The organism is Verrucomicrobiota bacterium (assembly GCA_034440155.1).
In the GTDB taxonomy this organism is placed as follows: Bacteria; Verrucomicrobiota; Verrucomicrobiia; order JAWXBN01; family JAWXBN01; genus JAWXBN01.
The window spans coordinates 1-17146 of sequence record JAWXBN010000087.1 but is presented as its reverse complement, the minus strand read 5'-3'; the positions used below and the strand labels follow the sequence as shown (position 1 = coordinate 17146).

Below are 17146 nucleotides of genomic sequence, written 5' to 3'. Positions count from 1 at the left end.
GAAAGCGCCACACTCACGATAACCATCGCCCAGTCCGGTTCGGCGAATGGGAGTAGCTATAATCTAGCTAATAGCAACTTTCCCGGAGGATCAGGTTTCGCTCCCGTCATGGTGATCAAAACGGTATAGGGGTAGAATCCGGAAGATATTAATGTATTCGCCGCTGAATGATGTCAGATAATCCGTTTTAACCTCCTTATCCGACTGGAGAAACTCTCTCGCGATTTGTGCGGCAAAAACCCCGTCCATGGAGTCGTCGAGTACACCTGATTGACCATCAATGTAATGAGGTATCTTTGAGTCGGAAGTATAAGCTATATACCAAGGCTGTCCTGCGATCAGGCGGAGGTTGATCTCGGAAATCTTTGCTGCTTTTTCCGGCAGGGCCGAGGCAATTTGCGCGGGTGTCAGCGCAAATTGTCCCGGTGAAAGACCGCGCCCGGATGGGCCAGGGGGAGGCGGGGCTTTTTGGCTAAAAGTCATCAGGATGTGCAGGACTCCGCTGCCGGCACTGAGGATGAGGGTGACACTGCAAACCAGTGCCAACCAACGATAGGTGTTAGGCAATTTGTTTTGATTCACAGAGGATATTGCTGCGAGTTTACCATTTCCATACCACACCACCGTAGAAACCGCGTCCGTCGCCCGGGAGGAATTGGGCGCTGTCTCTCCCGCCGGCATTGGCGATCATGGACACTGCCGAGGCATAGGTTTCATCGGTGAGGTTTTTTGCTTCGAAAAAGACATTAAATCCTTTCGGGGAAACATAACCGATTTTGAACCCGAGCAGGGCATAGGGGTTGGCCCAGTAAGTATTCGCGTTGTCGATGTAAGTCACAGAGGGGACCCATTCCACATTTGGTCCGGCGTAGAATCCGCAAGGATGCTCGTAGAGGAGCTCTGCGCGGTAATAATTTTCAGGGGCCGAGGCTATCTGGTTATTGCCGAATTGAGGATCGTTATCGAAGGTGAAACTTTGCCAGTTATATACTTGGCGCAGCCATAAGCGGTCTTCGAAAATCCGGCCCTTGGGGTCGGTTCCTTGGAAGAGGTCGATATTGAGCCCTAGTTCGATGCCTTGGTGGATGGTTTGGTCGGCATTCCTCGTGGCGGAAGCCCCACCGCCGAGGTTATAGGTCAGGAGTTCGTTATCCACCAAAGAGTGATAAAATGTCACATCCCAAGTCGCAGGGCCACATTCGCCACGGGTGCCGATTTCTATTGTGGTGGCTGTTTGCGGGCTGAGGTCATTCAGGTCGGATCCTGCTACAGGAGCAAAGGGTGGTTGGTAAAAAGGCTGGAGTTCACCAAAAGAGGGAGCCTCAAAGCTCCGGCTGACATTGCCGTAAATGAGTATCTTGTCGTTGACGGCGTAACGGGCACCCGCATAAGGGTTGAAGCCGAGGTATTCATTTTCATTGCTCACTGCATTTGGGAAGATACGTTCGGATGAACGCGAGGCGTAATTTAGCTCGGCCCCAGTGACGAGTGTCCAGGAGGGGAGGAATGTGTATTCATTTACACAATAGAGATCGACATTGAGGGCTCCTGTCGATCGGCTCAGGAATTGTGCACCGGTATTTCCGAGGTTATTAAAATAGCGGGCGTCATTGCCGTAACCATAAACGGTTCTCGCCCCGACGATGAAGTTATTTGGATTGTCCAGGAGATCGCTTTTATTCCGGTAATTCAGGTCGATTCCGGGGTCATTGGTTACTTGGTCGATGACTTGCACGATCGGGTGGTAGAGGTCTTTATAAGTCCAGAATAGGGTGCCGTTGAGTTCCTGCCCGTCCCAGCTCACCGTGGTCCGGTTGGCCAACCGCATGAGTGAATAGTCACGTTGCTGGTTCAGAGCGATATTTCCCGCATTAGCCTGTTCTGGATTGGTGGTCATTTGGCCCTTGGTGATTTGTCCGGGGAGTTGGGAGTCGGTCTTGATCAGGTTCAGGAAAGTCCGGTTTTCCACGTTATCAGTGATTTTAACGCCAAAGTTACTGAAGAGATTCTGGTTATTCTGTTTTGACTGGGCGCGGAAACCGTCTTGTTTGTATTCCGTTACCGACGCATAATAATCGTAAGGCCCTACGACCATCCCGGAACTGGCTTGGGCATGGATGTACCCGAAACTACCGGCCTCCAAACGTAATTGCACCTTGTCAGCGCTGTATCCGGTCCGTGAGACGAAATCAATTGCGCCACCGAGGTTAGCCGATCCGACAAAAATGCCGTTGCCGCCACGGTACACATGGATGTAGTCCACAGCGAGGGGTTCCACCGACTGCATGTCAAATCCACCGTCGGCGAGGTTTAACGGGGCTCCATCTTGGAGCATCAGGATGCCGCGCCCGTGGAAATTCCTCCCGAGTCCGCTGCCGCGGATGGAGATGCGGGATTCCTGGGCCCCGAACCGGGGCTGGATATAAATGCCCGGCTGGTAATCCAAGGCATCACGCAAATTGCTCGTGCGTCCGAGGAGATAGGAGTCATCAGCCTCGATGAAATTCACCCCCCCGGGCACTTGCTCGATCTGGGCCCGGGCGTTTGCCGCGCTTGGGATGGTGGATGAATCTCCGGTGGATCCTTTGACGACAATGGTAGCGAGTTTAGTAGGGAGATTCTGTGTTTTGGTTTCTTGAGCATGGGCAGATCCAAGGCAGGATAATAGTGTCAGGAGTGTAATAAATTTTCTCATTGGTTTCCGGCAGTAGATTTTATTTTGTGTGATAAGGATGTGAAAGATGAGGGGGAATATTCCGGGGATACGGACCTCGGCAAAAAGTATCATCGAGCGCACATTTTTTTGATGCGTTAATTAATTTAAAAGAAGACGGTTTTCAGGTGTCTTTACTCTTTTGATGGAAGAAGGAGGGTTAATCCGCTAACGGGGGAGGAGTCGGGGGGGATGACTTTATTGAGTCAATAAGCGGCGATAAGCTGAAAAGTCCGAGCAAATGGCGGCGTGGAACCAGTAAGCCGATACAAAGGGAGAGGATCGCGAGCAGTTTTCCGGCGGCTTGAGTATTATTTTGATCCTGTTTTTCTCCCTGCTTTTTGGATGCGGAAATTTGTTTACACATCTTACAGGGGTGCCCCCCGTCGAAAGTCTTTTCAATGGCCTGCTGGATCGTGGTGTCTTTTGAGTAGGTGCGGATCATATTCGCCCAAGCAACCGTTTGCAAAACGGCCCAGTGCCCGCCCATGAGGACGAAACAACAGAGACTACAAATGATTATGCCTACTTTTTTTAACACGTGTGCGACGCTCTCAAAATGATCCCACCTTGTCAAGGCAGCTTTGTAAAAACAAGATTGAGGCTTGGGGAGATTGGGGGTTAACTTGGATTCATGATTATTGTTTTTAAGCCCCATACTCCGAAAGCCCACATTGATGCCGTGACCGATGAGGTCCGTAAACTGGGATACGAACCCCGGTTAATTACAGGGGTGGAACAGTCCATTTGCGCCTGTATCGGGGATGAAAGGAAACAACATACTCTGGAGGCCCTCACCGTATTTCCGGGAGTGGACCAGGTCATGCGTGTGCAGAAACGTTATAAACTTGTCAGCCGAGAAGGGCATCCGGCTGATACGCAGATCCCTGTGGATGGCGGGAAAAATGTGATTGGCGGAAAAAAATTCCAAGTGATGGCGGGGCCTTGTTCCGTCGAGAGTGAAGAGCAAATTGTTTCGACAGCCAAAGCGGTGAAAGCCCTCGGGGCGACGATTCTGAGGGGGGGAGCCTATAAACCGCGCACTTCTCCCTATGAATTCCAAGGGCTCAAGGAAGACGGGTTAAAGCTTTTGGCCTTGGCCAAGAAAGAAACCGGGCTGTCTATCATTACTGAGGTCTTAGCCGAAAAAGATGTCGATCTCGTGGCGCAGTACACCGATATTTTCCAGATCGGCGCACGGAATGCCCAGAATTTCGCCCTACTCGTCGCCGCCGCAAGAACAGGTAAACCGATCATGCTCAAACGCGGGTTATCCATGAGGATCGAGGAATGGCTTTTGGCAGCGGAATATATTTTGAATGAGGGCAATCCCCATGTCATGCTCTGTGAACGCGGCATACGGACATTCGAGACCTATACCCGCAATACCCTCGATTTATCCGCTGTGGCGATCGCCAAACGGGAAACTCATCTGCCTGTGATTATCGATCCGAGCCAAGGCTGTGGCCGGTCTGACTTGGTCATTGCCCTTTGTAAAGGGGCTGTGGCTATGGGAGCCGATGGCCTGCTTATCGAGGTCCATCCAAATCCCGCGGAAGCCATGAGCGACGGGGCACAGCAAGTCACCCCCGATATCTTCGGTACCCTCATGCAGGAAATCAAACCCCTCATCAATGCGGTCGGTCGGAGTTTATAGTTTAATATCATATTTGCGGGGATGAATTGAAGTCAATGAGGGGAGTTTTCCGTGGGGGATGGCCTAGGGTTTAAATACCTTCAAATCCAAATCCTTGATTGGTTCAAAATGTTTCCGGTTACCCGACAGCAGGGGCAGGTGGTAATAGGACGCAGTGGCTGCAATGTGGGCATCGCCACTACTGAGATGATGAGATAATCAAAACTCCTCAATATAAACCATGGCACGATAACCAATCTCGGGGGTCAGGGGCAGGATTTTGAAGCCGGCTTGGTGGAGGAAGGATTTTGTATGGCGGACTTGATTTTTGTTTTTGGCATATTGAATGAGTTCCAGATATGTTTGAACTGAGATGCATAGCTCGGAGGTATTACTAATAGCGTCAATGGCTTTGACATTTCCCCGCTGAACACAGATGAGGACATCCGTGTCAAAGATCATGATATCTCCCTCCTCTTAAGCTGTCCATAACCTGATCGATAGGGTGTATATCTTTGTCCATGGAGCAATAGGGATGGTTTTTAATGCTTATTTTCACCTGTTTTGAAACTTTATTTTCTAATGGGATCATCAGGGCTTTTTGCTTGCCTCGGTAATAAATTTCAACAGACTCCCTCCGGTCAATGGCTTGCATGACTTGTTTGGTTTTATATCGGAGATCTACGATGGATGCTTTCATATGACTACTTTAAAAGAGACATTTAGAAAGTTAATTAATTCTCCCTTTTGCATCTCGCAAAAAGATAAACTGACGGGAAATAGTCCGCTTTATGGGGGGCGGGGGATTTATTCTTTCGACTTAACGAGTGACCTCCCCGATATTTTAATGCAAAAGGAAGATTTTAACCGACAACGGATAATAATCATTATGAAACTCTCAGATCAAATCATCGCATCAAAAAATCGTATCGCCATTCCTGTAGCCACTTACCCCGGGATGGAACTCACCGGAGCCCGGGTCATTGACATCGTCACAAATGCCGATCAACAAGTCGCCGCGCAAATCGCCCTGCGCAAGGAATGTCACGCGGAGTTCCTCCTATCTGCCATGGACTTGAGCTTGGAAGCGGAAGCTTTCGGTGCGGAAGTCCGGATGAGTGACGATGAGATTCCTACCGTGATTGGCCGGTTGATTTCGACAAAAGAACAGGCCGAGTCTTTGAAGATTCCTAAACCCGGGGATAAACGGACCCAAGTAGCCATTGACGTGGTCAAGAAGCTAACTCAGGTCGGTGATGGGGGGAAAGTCTTGGCTGGTATGATCGGGCCCTTTTCCTTGGCCGGTAGGCTTTTCGGGGTGAGTGAAGCCCTCGTTCAAACTGCCGAAGATCCTGAGGTAATCGAGATAATCCTCCAGAAAGTGACTGATTTCCTGATTGAATATGGCAGGGCCCTTAAAGACGCCGGTGCTTACGGGATGGTGGTGGCTGAACCCGCCGCCGGACTCCTCTCCCCGCGCGCGCTCGGGAAATATTCCTCTTCTTATGTGAAACAAATTGCTTCCGCCCTCGAAGATAAGGATTTTTCGATCATTCTTCACAATTGTGCGGCGAAGGTTATGCATTTGCCTTTTGCCCTTGAGTCCGGCGTAAAAGTCCATCATTTCGGCGCCCCGATGGATATCGTGGATGCCTTGAGCAAGGTCCCGGCTGACACAGTCCTCTGCGGGAATCTCGACCCGACAGCGTCCTTTTGCCAGCTCAGTCGCGAACAATTGATTGAAAAGACAAAAGGTCTTCTCGATGCCACCGCACAGTATCCGAATTTTGTCATTTCCTCCGGTTGTGACGTGCCTCCCGGTACCCCGTTTAATAACATGCGGGCTTTCTTTAATACCGTGGAAGAATTCAACACAGCCAGAGCGTAATTCAATACAAGAGTTTTTTCATTTTCAGAATACCGGAGTAGGAGAAGCCTTCTGCTCCGGTATTTTTGTCGCCATGATTTGGAAAATCGTCTATAAGACTGGTCGTCATGAGTACCTACTCCGATCTCATTGCCAAAGCCAATGAATCCGGCCAGTCCTATCTTTTGATCGAGGGTAATGCCGTGAATTTTTTTGCATACCCCCGAAGTACTATGGATATTGATTTTATTGATATCTTGGGAATCATGAAGACATCTTCGATTAGCCTTGAGAATGCTGATTTAAAAGCTATTTTCATCAGATACGGTGAGATTGCCCTTGATGAAAAAATCTCAAACAGCTTGTGATCGTGTCTTGCCAGAGGAAAATGATTCTTTTTTTGAACTGCCCATTTTTGATGATGAAATGAAAGAACATCAAAAGCGTCAGGATGATCCTGAGCAGGCTTCTCTTTATAGCGATGAAGTCAGGAAAACTCTCCGACCAGAGTTTCTCCAGCTAGAATACCGTTTACAAAAACAAGTCAACGTTCGTTTTGTGAGGGATTAAATCCGGTTGATGATTCCGGTGCTCTAGCGCAGCGGCTTTTTATCCTCCGATGGCGATCATGCGACGGCCGGGTTGGTAGTTATCGCGGAAGGTGTGTTCCTGGGGTTTACGAGCGACGACATCCATAAATGTTTTAGCGATTAAATCATCACTGACGCCGGGTGTGCGGAGTAGCTCGCGCAGGTCGTATTCCTCGTGGTTCCCGAGGCATGGCCGGAGTTTGCCTTCGGCGGTCAGGCGCATTTTATTGCAGCTATCACAGAAATGAAGGTTAGTCATGGCGCCGATGAATCCGATTTTGACCGACCGGGATTCGTCCGAGTAATAAATAGCCGGGCCATTGCCGAGGTGTTCGCCCAGTGGTTCTAGAGCAAATTGCTCCTTGATCCTCTTCATCATTTCCCCGACGGGGATAAAATTTTCATCGGTAAGTACATCCCGGGTGCTCACGGGCATGAGTTCAATGAGTTTAAGGATCAGTTTTTTACTGCGTGCGAATGCGATCATGTCGAGGATTTCGTGATCGTTACGGTTCCGGATCACCACCATATTCAGCTTGATATTGTCGAATCCCGCAGCGCAAGCGGCATCAATGCCTCGGAGGACATCGGGGAGCATGTCCCGGCCGGTTATTTGCGCGTAGGTAAGCGCGTCTAGGGAGTCCAAGCTGATATTAATGGTTTTTAGCCCAGCCCGTTTCAGGGCCAGGGCCTGGTCTTTCAGGAGTGTGCCATTGGTGGTCATGCCGATATCGTTGACCCCTGGGATCCTTGCCAGCTCGGCGACAAAATGAAGGATGTCCCTGCGCGTGAGGGGTTCCCCTCCTGTGATCCGGTATTTTGTAATGCCCAGCCCCGTCGCAATACGTGCCACACGCAGGACTTCCTCGTAGCTGAGGATGCCGTCGCGTGGTAGCCATTCCTGCGTCTCATCGGGCATACAGTAGAGGCAACGTTCATTACACCGGTCCGTGACAGAAATACGTAAGTAGCTCACGGTATGGTTATGGGGGCTGGTTAACATTTTTATTGTTTATCACTTTTAGCTGTTGGAAAATTTTACTCCAGCAAATTTCATGAATTTAGCGAAGATGTCGGTATTCTGGAGGAATCCAGCAAATTGCTCTTGGCCGGGGCCGGTGGCGGTGAGCGGGACGAAATCGCTGGTATGGGTGGAGCCGGTCCATCCGACACCGGTGTAATTTGACAGGATTTGCGCGATGAGATTAACGGGGTTAGCGAATTGGGCGTTGAGCGGTTTGACGAGGTAAGCCGGGGTGTCTTTGCCGGGTTTAACCATTGCGCAGAAAGCTTTTGCGTGGTCATCGGAGATTTTGATGCCGGTATATTTTTCGGTCGTTGAAATGACTTTATCGGGGATGAGGGGTTCGGCGGCATTAAACCCTTTAAGCGGGTTATCAGGATTATCGAGGCTGACCCCCATCTCCTGGATGATCCGTCCGATACTGGCATTAAATCCGGCGACCTTAGTGAAAGTATCATCGGAGTCTAAATAGGCACCGCCCATGCCATTGACCCCCATATTAGCATTTCCGTGGTCGGTAGTGATGATCACGAGGGTGTCCGGGTTTTTCTGTTGGAATTCCAAGGCCACTTTCACCGCCCCGTCGAAATCGAGCATTTCATGGACAATGGCCCCGGCATCATTGGCGTGGGCGGCATGGTCGACACGCCCGCCTTCGACCTGGAGGAAAAACTTATCCCCGCTGGCGGACAAATTGCGCAGCGCAATTTGCGTCATCTGCCCGAGGCTGGGCAATTTGCCCTCCAGCCCCAAAGGCTTACGGTCGATACAGTAGGTCATGTGGCCTTCGTCAAAAAGCCCGAGTAATTTATCTTTGGCACCGGATTTCAGGAGTTCATCAGCTGTTTTGCAGAGGGTATAACCTTTTGAGATGAATGACTTCTGGAGACCTTCCGGGAAGAATATGAGGCCGCCGCCTAGAGCGACATCGGGCGCGGCGGTGAGGTATTGTTCAGCGATTTGTCCTTCCGCGCCGCGGGCGGGATTAGCGATTAAAAATCCAGCAGGAGTGGCATGGGTCACTGTCGTGGTGGTGGCGACCCCGATTTTCCAGCCATTTTCTTTCAGGATCGGTAGGAGGGGCCTGAGCAATTTGCCGTCGGGTAGGGTATTGAGCGTACCATTATTGACCCGGCAGCCCGAACTCCAAGAGCTCGACGCGGCGGCGGAGTCAGTGACGATGGAATTTAATGACTGCATATTCATCAGGGAGAGTTCGGGCAGGGGGGAGTGGAGCAGTTTGATCCATTCCAAGGGGATTTGTCGGGTATTCCGGGAATAGATATCGGCACAGGTGAGGGTGCTCATGCTCATCCCGTCAGCGATGAGCATGATGATCTTTTTAGGAATGCTCCCGCTTTTGGGCGCTAGGGGCCTGGGAAGGGCCGCAGAATGCGCGATCTGGGGTAATGTGGCAGATCCCAGGCCGGTAATCCCGAGGGCTCTGATAAAGTGACGACGGTTCATAGGCGACAGTATAGCTCAAAACACCAAAATGGGGCAAGTTTCGACTTTAAAACACGAGAATGAGGAAAAACCTTTTCAATCGATCCGTCTTCAGCTATAAGCACGCGCTCACAATCTTAGTCTTTCTATGAATATTATCACAGTCAATCCCAAGCAGGTAATCCGCCAAACGGCTGAGGCGCTCGTCAGTTCAAAATCCAAAATCCGCCGGGTCCCTGGAATCGTCGGGTTCGATGGGTTTGTCGATAATATCATACATATTGTCGATAAACGGAAGAGTGCCACAGAGTACACCCCTGTCGCGAAGATCAAGGATTTCGCTAAACGGATCGCCGATGCTGCTGATAAAAGCACGAATATGGAGATGGTGACTGTCCAGACCCGTCTGGGTGGCAATGGCCCGATTATGGCTAATGCCCTTGTTTCTTTCAGTATGCCGGTGACCTATATCGGGCTTTTAGGGGCGACGGTCGAGCTGCACCCGATTTTTCGTGAATTCGCCAAACGCGCCAAGGTCATCAGCATTGGAGACCCGAGTGAGACCGATGCTTTGGAGTTCGAAGACGGCAAGCTCATGATGGGTAAACACGGGACCCTCCACCATCTATCTTGGAATAATATCCTCAAAAAAATCCCGGCTAACCAATTGATCAAAGCCTTTTCTGATTCCAAATTCATCGCCATGGTGAATTGGACCATGCTCCCGCACATGGGCGATATTTGGAAACAATTACTGAAGGAAGTCGGCCCTGCGATGAAGGGTGAGAAACGGGTGATGTTCTTTGACCTAGCCGATCCCGCTAAACGCACGACGGATGATATCAAAGGGGCTCTGTCGCAAATTACGAAGTTCCAACAGTATTTTAATGTTATTTTAGGTTTGAATGAAGCGGAATCCGAGCAAGTTGCTGATGTCCTCGGGATAAAAGCCGTTGGCAAAAAACAAACTCTGATCGTTGACCGGGCCATTAAAATCCGCGAAAAACTCGGGATCCACGTCTGTGTGATCCATCCGGTCCAGTACGCAGCAGCGGCCTCTGAGACTGATGCTCTTTATGTCGATGGGCCATACACCGCCAAACCTAAAACAACGACCGGTGCCGGGGATAACTTTAATGCCGGTTTTTGCCTGGGATTCGTCAACGGTTTCCAGCTCGCCCGCTCCCTCCAGCTCGGTGTGGCCACCAGCGGTTTCTACGTTCGTAATGCCAAAAGCCCCACCGTCGATGAGTTAATTAAATTCCTCCAAACCTTGTAATCTCAGGTTTGGTTTATATTTTCCAGCCCGTTCACGCAATTTGCGCGAACGGGCTTTTTTCTTTTTAGAAGATACCAGCTCGTTAAAATAAATCTCGCATACGAGCAGAGCAAGTTGCGTCGCTCGGAAAGTCACTCCGAGGTTATATCTCCACTTCACCCACACGCTTACGGTTGCGCTCTTTTTCGCCGAAATGGGTTTTAGACTGTGTCCAGGCTTTGATGCTTTCAAAGATGGAGTAACTGCTCGGGACGAGGAAGAGGGTGGAGATGGTGGAAAAGAGGGTGCCAGCAATAATGGTCACCGACATAGGGATACGGCTTTCAGCACCGGGTCCGATGGCGAGGGCGGGGGGGATGGCCGCCGCAATGGTGGCTATAGATGTCATCAAGATGGGACGGAGGCGGATCGGACCGGCTTTCAGGAGAGATTCACGGACATTGAGGCCTTCATGTTCCCGGATTTGATTGGTAAATTCCACAAGGAGAATGGAATTCTTCTTCACGATCCCCATGAGAAGGACAAGGCCGATAAAGCTGTAGAGGTTCAAAGTCTGGCCCGTAATCAGCAGTCCGATAAAGGCCCCGCTGATAGCAAAGGGAATGGCCAAGAGAATGATAAATGGATGGCCGTAGCTATTAAACTGGGCTGCGAGCACCATGTAGGCCACAAGTATCCCCATGCCGAGGGCAAATATGATTTGTTCGCCGAATTCCTTATTTGTCTTGGCAGTATCAGATGGAAGTAGGCGATACCCCGGGGGGAGTTGTTCTTTGGCGATTTGCTCAATCCGGTTCAGGGCGGTATTTTCCGCCACTCCGGGAGCCGGATTAGCCTGAATGCTAATGGAGCGTTCGCGGTTACGGCGTGCGATGGTTTGTACCGTATCGACTTTTTCTATGGTGATGATCTCACCAATAGGGATGAGTTCACCGTAAATATTACGGATTTGGAGATTAAGAAGATCTTCCTTTTTTGTCCGGTTATCAGGGAGGACACGGATACGGACATCGTAACGACGGTCTTCATTGGTAAATTTCCCTTCACGTACCCCGCCGAATGCTGCTGTGACCGTATCGGAGATGGTCTGGACAGTCACACCACGGCGTGAAGCCTTGTCACGGTCAACATAAATACGGTATTCCGGTTGGCCTTCTTTATAATCGGTATCAATATCTACAGCGAGCTTCTCATCTTTCATCTTTTGCATCAGCTTTGCGGACTCTTCCTTGAGGACCGCTAGGGAGGGCCCCTGAAGGCTAAAGGTGATGGGGAAACCGAGTCCGCCGTTGGGGCCGCCTTTGGAGAGGTCAATGACGAAGGCCTTCAAATCCTTGATTTTATTCAGATCGGTCCGGAAGATTTCTTGGAGTTTTTGTTGGGAAAGTGAACGTTCCTTTTTAGATTTCAGGGAGACGAACATGATGCCAGAATTCACCGTTTCGCCTTGGAACCCCCCGACGGCCAGGAAATAAGTCCTGACTTCAGGGCGTGCCATGATTAATTTTTCAGCTTCCGAAAGGATGTTCCGGGTGTGTTCAAGAGAGGAACCGATAGGGGTCTCATATTTGACCAAGATCATGCTTTGATCTTGGGAGGGATTGAATTCTTTTGGCAGGAATTTCACAGGGATCATGGATACTAACCATAAAATGGTAATGACAAAGACTGTCAGATACCGGTATTTGAGGGTGAAAGCCAAGCTGGTATGATATTTTCCGGCGAGCCATTGAATCTGGTTTTTACAGGCATTCGAAAGAAAAGTCAGAGGCCACGTCAGGCTACGCCAAATAATATTTGAAGAACGATCCGCCCCCCCGACAGAAAGGAACTGGGAGCAGCGCATCGGGGTAAGGGTGATCGCTTCCACTAAAGAGAGGAGGACGGCCGCGCAAAGGGTAATGCCAAACTGGAAGAGGAACTTACCTATAACGCCTTGGACAAGGGCGATAGGCAGGAAAACAGCCACCACGGCCAGTGTGGCGGCCACCGCTGCGGAAGTAATCTCACGTGCCCCATCGCCGGCAGCGGTTTTCCGGTCTTTACCCATTTCATAATGCCGCACAATATTCTCCAAGACCATAATGGCATCATCCACGACAATACCAATGGAGAGTGAAAGGGCCAAGAGGGTGAAAAGATTTAGAGTGAAATCCATGAAATAAAGAACCATGAAAGTCCCTAGGATCGATGTAGGGATAGACATGACGACATTAAAAGTGCTGGAGGGGCTGCCGAGAAAAATCAAGCAGACGATGGCGGTTAGTATGGCTGAAAGTAAGAGGGTAAATTCTGTCTCATCGACAGCTTCACGGGTGAAAATCGTTTCATCGTAGTTAATCTGGATTTTGATATCGTCAGGAATATTCTTGCGGATATCTTCCACCGTTTTTTTGACTTCATCGGCGACTTTGACCGAGTTAAACCCGCGTTGTTTGCGGATGCCGATACCCGCCCCTTGGATGCCGTCGATTTTGGAAATGCTGCGGAGGTCATTAAGGCTGTCCTCCACACGGGCGACATCCTTGATTTTGATCTGGGAATTATAAATCGGTTGTCCGCCCCGCTGGAGAATGATGATTTCCCCGACAGCTTCCGGGGTCAGGCCCTCACCCATCATGCGGATATTGATTTCATTGAGGCTGTTTTCTAAGTAGCCGGCTGCCTGCTCGATATTCTGGGTTCGTAAAGTGTTTTGAATGTCGAGGATGGTGATTTCATACTCCTGGAGCTTGGCTTGATCCACCCAGATCCGTAAATTGCGCTCAGCAAATCCGCTCAGCACAATTTGCCCGACACCGGGTAGGATTTGGAATTTATCCCGGAGATAACGGTCGGCATAAATGGTTAGGTCCCGGAGGGAACGTTTATTTGAGGTCACCCCGAGCCACATGATTTCTTGGTCGGCGGGGTTGATTTTCAGGATTAAAGGTTGTTCGGCCTCTTTCGGTAAACGGATACGGCTAAGGTTTGATTGCACTTCCAGTAGGGCGGCATCCACGCTGCGGCCCTGGCGGAGCTCGAGGGTGACTTGCGCATTGCCCTGGCGGATGGTGGATTTGATATTGTCGATGCCCGAGACGCTGACGAGGCCTTGCTCCATCCGATCGACGATTTCAGTTTCCATGACCTCGGGAGCCGCACCCGGCCAGTCGACAATGACGACGATGCTCGGGAGCTCGACGTCAGGGAGCAGGCTGACCCCGAGGCGCCCGAAGCAAATGGCACCAAATATGATCAGGGCGGACATAACCATCCAAGCAAAGACAGGACGGCGGATGGAGAAGTCGGCAATACTCATTTGGAGACATCCCCCGCAGCGACATTGAGCCGGATCAGGTTGAGTTTTGTATTGATATTCGCCACGACCATCCGGCGTTGGGTTTCGACGAGCTGCCGGAAAGACTGGAGGACATCGAGATTGGTCACGATACCCAGGTCATAATCGCCTTGTTGGGCTTGGTAGTTTTGGATAGCGGTATTTTCAGCTTCCTGGAGTCGGAGCAGCTCTGCAATCGAGGAATTAAAGTTATTGAACTCCGTACGCACCTCTTTGATCGCTTCGCGTTTGATCTTAGAGAAATCGAGTTTTGTTTTATGATAAATGGCCTTACGTTCGTTGACCTTGGCCTCAATGATACCGCCTTCAAAGATGGGCACATCGACAGTGATATAAGTCGTCCATTGGCGTTGGCTGTCGGGCTCTGAATAGAAAAAATAATCCCCTTCCATACGGATCTGGGGATAGTGTTGACCTTGCTGGGCCCTGATTGCGTCCCTTGTGGCGCGTTCATTTTGGACGGCGGCGAGAACATCCGGTCTTTCCCCGACTAACTTTAAATAATCCTCGATATCCTTGGTCATGGGATTCGGGGTGGCATCATTCAGGATGATTTTATCTGCCGGGATCCCGATAAAAAAGCTCAGTAACTCTTTAGACGCTCCTAATAATCCTTTTGTTTTTTCAATGGCGACTTTGGTTTCTGCCAGATCTGTCTGGGCGGCTAGGAGTTCGCTCACCCGGGATTTCCCGAGTTTAACCCTCCGATCCTGATCTTTTATCCTATCCTCAAGGGACTTTTGGATGCTTTGGAGTAACCGAAGATCGTCTTGATAACTGATCACTTGATAAAAAGCTTCGGAAGTGTCGAGATAAAGCTTTTGAACCTCGCGGGCCTTCGTAAATTTGCTGGCTTTCCGTTCAGCATCACGGGAGCGACCACCATAAAAATCGGTGAGGCCGGAGAAAAGCGGGATCCTCACATTGACTTTTGCATCCCGGGACTGGTCACTGGAGGAGCCTGTGGAGAAGCCTGGGGAATTCGCACCACCAAACGGGATGACATCCCCCCCTCCACTATTGTTATTTCCGAAAAAGTATTGATTTCCAGTGACCTTGATTTTGGGAAGGGCTTCTCCGACCGCCTGCCAAAAGCGTGCCTCGGCTACACGGATGTCGGCCTCACTCATGCCGATTGTCTCGCTACGGAGGAGGGATAGCTCAAAACAAGTCTTTAAATCAAAGGAGTCAACGGGAATAGGAACGGGAGTCGGCTTATTTGCATTGAGTTTTTTCCCGGATGGCAAGGGAGAAACCTTTTGTTGTGAATTAGTCTGGGCATTTAGGTTTAGACCAATCAGGCAAATTCCAAAACTGATGAGTATGATTTTTAACTTCTTGATTGATAATCCGATTCCTCCTGCAAAAAGTTTAAAAATATCATCAAACCGGCTTTCCAGGGACCAATCTCCTTTGAATAGGGCCTTCTCAAGGAGTGCTGAGCGTCCTAATGACATAAAAAAGAGGGCGACTAATCGGGTATTCGGAATATTAAGTGAGTATTGATCGGAGACTTGTTTGATCAGCTCTTGGATTTTATTGATGGCATTCATCAATCCGCTGGGGGGGCAAGAGGAGGTCTTGGCTTCCTCCATGAGATGGGGATTACAATAGCGGAAGAAAAATTCATGGTTTTCATCCGCGAAGCGTAGAAAAATAAGCAGCCGGATTTTTAGTTTTTCAACCGGATCTGAAATATTCGCGGTCGCAGAATCAATCTCTGTTTCGGCTTTTTGCATGGTGTCTTCGATAACCCCGCGGATAAGGTCGGACTTGTCTTTGAAATACAGGTATAAAGTGCCTTTAGCCACGCCTGCTTGTTTAGCGACGTGATCCAGGACCAAATCCTCTGGACTCGTCAGAGCAAAGAGGTGACGGGCGCTCTCGATAATCTCGGAGCGTTTATCAACCGATTGCTTTTTAGTGCGAGCTATTTTCATGTAATCTTACAAGCTTTAACCAGATTCTGACTGACCAGTCAGTCAGAATCTAACAGGGCTTTTCCTTTTGTCAAAGGGGAGGGAGGCATTTTTCGGAAAATTATCAAGGTTTTGAGGGGAGCTAATATTATGGCCCCCCATTGGTATTTTTTTCGATTAAGAAAAAGCATGGCTTGCTGTCTTGACAAAGATCGGGACGCCGATATGATGTCAGGCTTTTCAAAAGTCGTAAGGATTATATAACACTATGCCGAATATTAAATCAGCCATCAAGCACACTAGAAGTGATAAGCGTAAAACCGCTTACAACAGCAAGTCAAAAGAGACCATTAAAAGCGCCAAGAAGGATTTTCTGAAACTCGTACAGGCCGGTAAAAAGGATGAAGCGAGCACAGCCCTTTCTAGAGTAGCATCCGCCTTGGATAAGGCTGCTAAACGCAAAACAATCCATAAGAATAAAGCGGATCGTATGAAGTCACGCCTGGCAAAACGTCTGAAATAGACTTTTTCCTTACTTTAAACTCTACTTTTCTAACTTCAGGGTTCCACGACTTCTTTTCACGTGGAGCCCTTTTTTTAGGTTAATCCGGCAGGATGTCTCACCTGGGCTAAGCAGCTTACGGATTGATTCCACCTCATCGAAATCAGGCATAAAAACCTTATGGGTCTGGGATAACCAGACATGGATCATACGGCGTTGAATGGCCTTAGGCTGCCCTTGGAGGTCTTTTACAGACAGAATCCGGGGAGGTTTAGATGGGCTCATGTATTCATCTTCACCGTCCAAGATTTCGATCAAGCGCAGGACAACGGGAGTAATATCGCGCCCGAAAATATCTTTGGCTAAGGGGATTAATTGATGGCGGACACGGTTTCTATTGAAATCCAGATGCAAATTGCTCTCGTCTTCACGCCATTTTAATCCCTGATCTTTGGCATATTGGGCGATTTGCTGCTTGGTGAGACTCAGTAATGGTCTATGCAGGAGCAATTTGCCGCGTCGGGTTTGTGGTTTAATGCCTGTTAATCCTCCAATACCGGTTCCGCGGAAAAGCCTTTGGAGGAATGTCTCGATTTGATCGTCGGCATGGTGGGCGAGGTAAAGCTGCCGGATTTTGTATTTTGATGAGATTTTCTCGAAAAAAGCATAACGCATCTGGCGGGCAGCTGTTTCGATGGAGAGTTTGTTTTTCTGGGCAAATTGCGCGACATTTCCTTTGCCAAAAGAGGCTTTTACCCCGAGTTTTTTGGCCAGCTGACGTACAAATCGCTCGTCCGCATCACTTTGCCGCCCACGTAATTGATGATTAT

Annotated in this window: 17 protein-coding genes; 6 read left to right on the top strand and 11 right to left on the bottom strand. The window is 49.5% G+C overall.

The features are described from left to right. Nucleotides 1-90: 90 nt before the first annotated feature. The 3 genes from SGI98_09195 to SGI98_09185 form a co-directional block, all read right to left on the bottom strand. Nucleotides 91-567: a hypothetical protein gene (locus SGI98_09195; GenBank protein MDZ4743577.1), complete on the bottom strand. Its 477-nt coding sequence runs from the start codon at nt 565-567 to the stop codon at nt 91-93. A gap of 34 nt (nt 568-601) precedes the next feature. Beyond that, complete coding sequence (locus tag SGI98_09190; protein ID MDZ4743576.1) at nt 602-2695, bottom strand: TonB-dependent receptor; 2094 nt, start codon at nt 2693-2695, stop codon at nt 602-604. Between the two features lie 178 nt (nt 2696-2873). Then, nucleotides 2874-3254, bottom strand: a complete 381-nt coding sequence (locus tag SGI98_09185) for a hypothetical protein (GenBank protein MDZ4743575.1) — start codon at nt 3252-3254, stop codon at nt 2874-2876. Nucleotides 3255-3347: 93 nt separating this feature from the next. Between SGI98_09185 and aroF the strand changes: the two genes are divergently transcribed. After that, a complete protein-coding gene (gene aroF, locus SGI98_09180) occupies nt 3348-4370 on the top strand; it encodes a 3-deoxy-7-phosphoheptulonate synthase (protein MDZ4743574.1) in 1023 nt (340 codons plus the stop codon). A 198-nt stretch (nt 4371-4568) separates the two neighbouring features. Here aroF and SGI98_09175 read toward each other — a convergent pair whose 3' ends face one another. Together SGI98_09175 and SGI98_09170 are read right to left on the bottom strand one after the other, a co-directional pair. After that, nucleotides 4569-4811 (bottom strand): hypothetical protein, encoded by a 243-nt coding sequence (locus SGI98_09175; GenBank protein MDZ4743573.1) that lies wholly within the window; start codon nt 4809-4811, stop codon nt 4569-4571. Further along, entirely contained in the window at nt 4801-5049 is a 249-nt protein-coding gene (locus tag SGI98_09170; GenBank protein MDZ4743572.1) for a type II toxin-antitoxin system Phd/YefM family antitoxin, read from the bottom strand. Before SGI98_09170 ends, SGI98_09175 begins: the two co-directional genes overlap by 11 nt. A 189-nt stretch (nt 5050-5238) precedes the next feature. Between SGI98_09170 and SGI98_09165 the strand changes: the two genes are divergently transcribed. The 3 genes from SGI98_09165 to SGI98_09155 all read left to right on the top strand — a co-directional run bounded on the left by SGI98_09165 (nt 5239) and on the right by SGI98_09155 (nt 6786). Then, complete coding sequence (locus tag SGI98_09165; GenBank protein ID MDZ4743571.1) at nt 5239-6237, top strand: uroporphyrinogen decarboxylase family protein; 999 nt, start codon at nt 5239-5241, stop codon at nt 6235-6237. A 107-nt stretch (nt 6238-6344) separates the two neighbouring features. After that, nucleotides 6345-6584: a hypothetical protein gene (locus SGI98_09160; GenBank protein ID MDZ4743570.1), complete on the top strand. Its 240-nt coding sequence runs from the start codon at nt 6345-6347 to the stop codon at nt 6582-6584. Next, on the top strand, nt 6559-6786 hold the full coding sequence (locus tag SGI98_09155) for a hypothetical protein (GenBank protein ID MDZ4743569.1): 228 nt from the start codon (nt 6559-6561) through the stop codon (nt 6784-6786). Before SGI98_09160 ends, SGI98_09155 begins: the two co-directional genes overlap by 26 nt. A 39-nt stretch (nt 6787-6825) precedes the next feature. Here the strand turns inward: SGI98_09155 and moaA are convergent, their stop codons facing one another. Together moaA and SGI98_09145 are read right to left on the bottom strand one after the other, a co-directional pair. Further along, the gene (moaA, locus tag SGI98_09150) at nt 6826-7809 is read right to left on the bottom strand and encodes a GTP 3',8-cyclase MoaA (GenBank protein MDZ4743568.1); all 984 of its coding nucleotides are present in this window, start codon (nt 7807-7809) and stop codon (nt 6826-6828) included. 18 nt (nt 7810-7827) lie between these two features. Continuing rightward, nucleotides 7828-9297, bottom strand: a complete 1470-nt coding sequence (locus SGI98_09145) for an alkaline phosphatase (GenBank protein ID MDZ4743567.1) — start codon at nt 9295-9297, stop codon at nt 7828-7830. A gap of 127 nt (nt 9298-9424) precedes the next feature. Here SGI98_09145 and SGI98_09140 point away from each other — a divergent pair, with 127 nt between their 5' ends. Beyond that, entirely contained in the window at nt 9425-10555 is a 1131-nt protein-coding gene (locus tag SGI98_09140) for a PfkB family carbohydrate kinase (protein MDZ4743566.1), read from the top strand. Here SGI98_09140 and SGI98_09135 read toward each other — a convergent pair. The 3 genes from SGI98_09135 to SGI98_09125 are packed head-to-tail and all read right to left on the bottom strand — an operon-like array spanning nt 10529 to nt 15835. Then, nucleotides 10529-10714, bottom strand: a complete 186-nt coding sequence (locus SGI98_09135) for a hypothetical protein (GenBank protein ID MDZ4743565.1) — start codon at nt 10712-10714, stop codon at nt 10529-10531. The two genes, SGI98_09140 and SGI98_09135, sit on opposite strands and share 27 nt — an antisense overlap. Beyond that, on the bottom strand, nt 10698-13856 hold the full coding sequence (locus tag SGI98_09130) for an efflux RND transporter permease subunit (protein MDZ4743564.1): 3159 nt from the start codon (nt 13854-13856) through the stop codon (nt 10698-10700). The genes SGI98_09135 and SGI98_09130 overlap by 17 nt, the downstream gene beginning before the upstream one ends. Then, complete coding sequence (locus SGI98_09125; protein MDZ4743563.1) at nt 13853-15835, bottom strand: TolC family protein; 1983 nt, start codon at nt 15833-15835, stop codon at nt 13853-13855. The genes SGI98_09130 and SGI98_09125 overlap by 4 nt, the downstream gene beginning before the upstream one ends. A gap of 247 nt (nt 15836-16082) precedes the next feature. Here SGI98_09125 and rpsT point away from each other — a divergent pair, with 247 nt between their 5' ends. Continuing rightward, nucleotides 16083-16337 carry a 30S ribosomal protein S20 gene (gene rpsT, locus SGI98_09120; protein MDZ4743562.1) on the top strand — a complete coding sequence of 85 codons (255 nt, stop codon included), beginning with the start codon at nt 16083-16085 and terminating at the stop codon, nt 16335-16337. 21 nt (nt 16338-16358) lie between these two features. On the opposite strand, the gene tilS is transcribed toward rpsT, so the two are convergent. Then, a partial coding sequence (gene tilS, locus SGI98_09115) for a tRNA lysidine(34) synthetase TilS (protein MDZ4743561.1) occupies nt 16359-17146 on the bottom strand: 788 nt, incomplete at its 5' end.

Coding starts and splice junctions, on each gene's coding strand:
- SGI98_09190 (MDZ4743576.1), bottom strand. CDS start 2,695: ATGAGAAAATTTATTACACTCCTGACACTATTATCCTGCCTTGGATCT.
- aroF (MDZ4743574.1), top strand. CDS start 3,348: ATGATTATTGTTTTTAAGCCCCATACTCCGAAAGCCCACATTGATGCC.
- SGI98_09175 (MDZ4743573.1), bottom strand. CDS start 4,811: ATGATCTTTGACACGGATGTCCTCATCTGTGTTCAGCGGGGAAATGTC.
- SGI98_09170 (MDZ4743572.1), bottom strand. CDS start 5,049: ATGAAAGCATCCATCGTAGATCTCCGATATAAAACCAAACAAGTCATG.
- SGI98_09165 (MDZ4743571.1), top strand. CDS start 5,239: ATGAAACTCTCAGATCAAATCATCGCATCAAAAAATCGTATCGCCATT.
- SGI98_09160 (MDZ4743570.1), top strand. CDS start 6,345: ATGAGTACCTACTCCGATCTCATTGCCAAAGCCAATGAATCCGGCCAG.
- SGI98_09155 (MDZ4743569.1), top strand. CDS start 6,559: ATGAAAAAATCTCAAACAGCTTGTGATCGTGTCTTGCCAGAGGAAAAT.
- moaA (MDZ4743568.1), bottom strand. CDS start 7,809: ATGTTAACCAGCCCCCATAACCATACCGTGAGCTACTTACGTATTTCT.
- SGI98_09145 (MDZ4743567.1), bottom strand. CDS start 9,297: ATGAACCGTCGTCACTTTATCAGAGCCCTCGGGATTACCGGCCTGGGA.
- SGI98_09140 (MDZ4743566.1), top strand. CDS start 9,425: ATGAATATTATCACAGTCAATCCCAAGCAGGTAATCCGCCAAACGGCT.
- SGI98_09130 (MDZ4743564.1), bottom strand. CDS start 13,856: ATGAGTATTGCCGACTTCTCCATCCGCCGTCCTGTCTTTGCTTGGATG.
- SGI98_09125 (MDZ4743563.1), bottom strand. CDS start 15,835: ATGAAAATAGCTCGCACTAAAAAGCAATCGGTTGATAAACGCTCCGAG.
- rpsT (MDZ4743562.1), top strand. CDS start 16,083: ATGCCGAATATTAAATCAGCCATCAAGCACACTAGAAGTGATAAGCGT.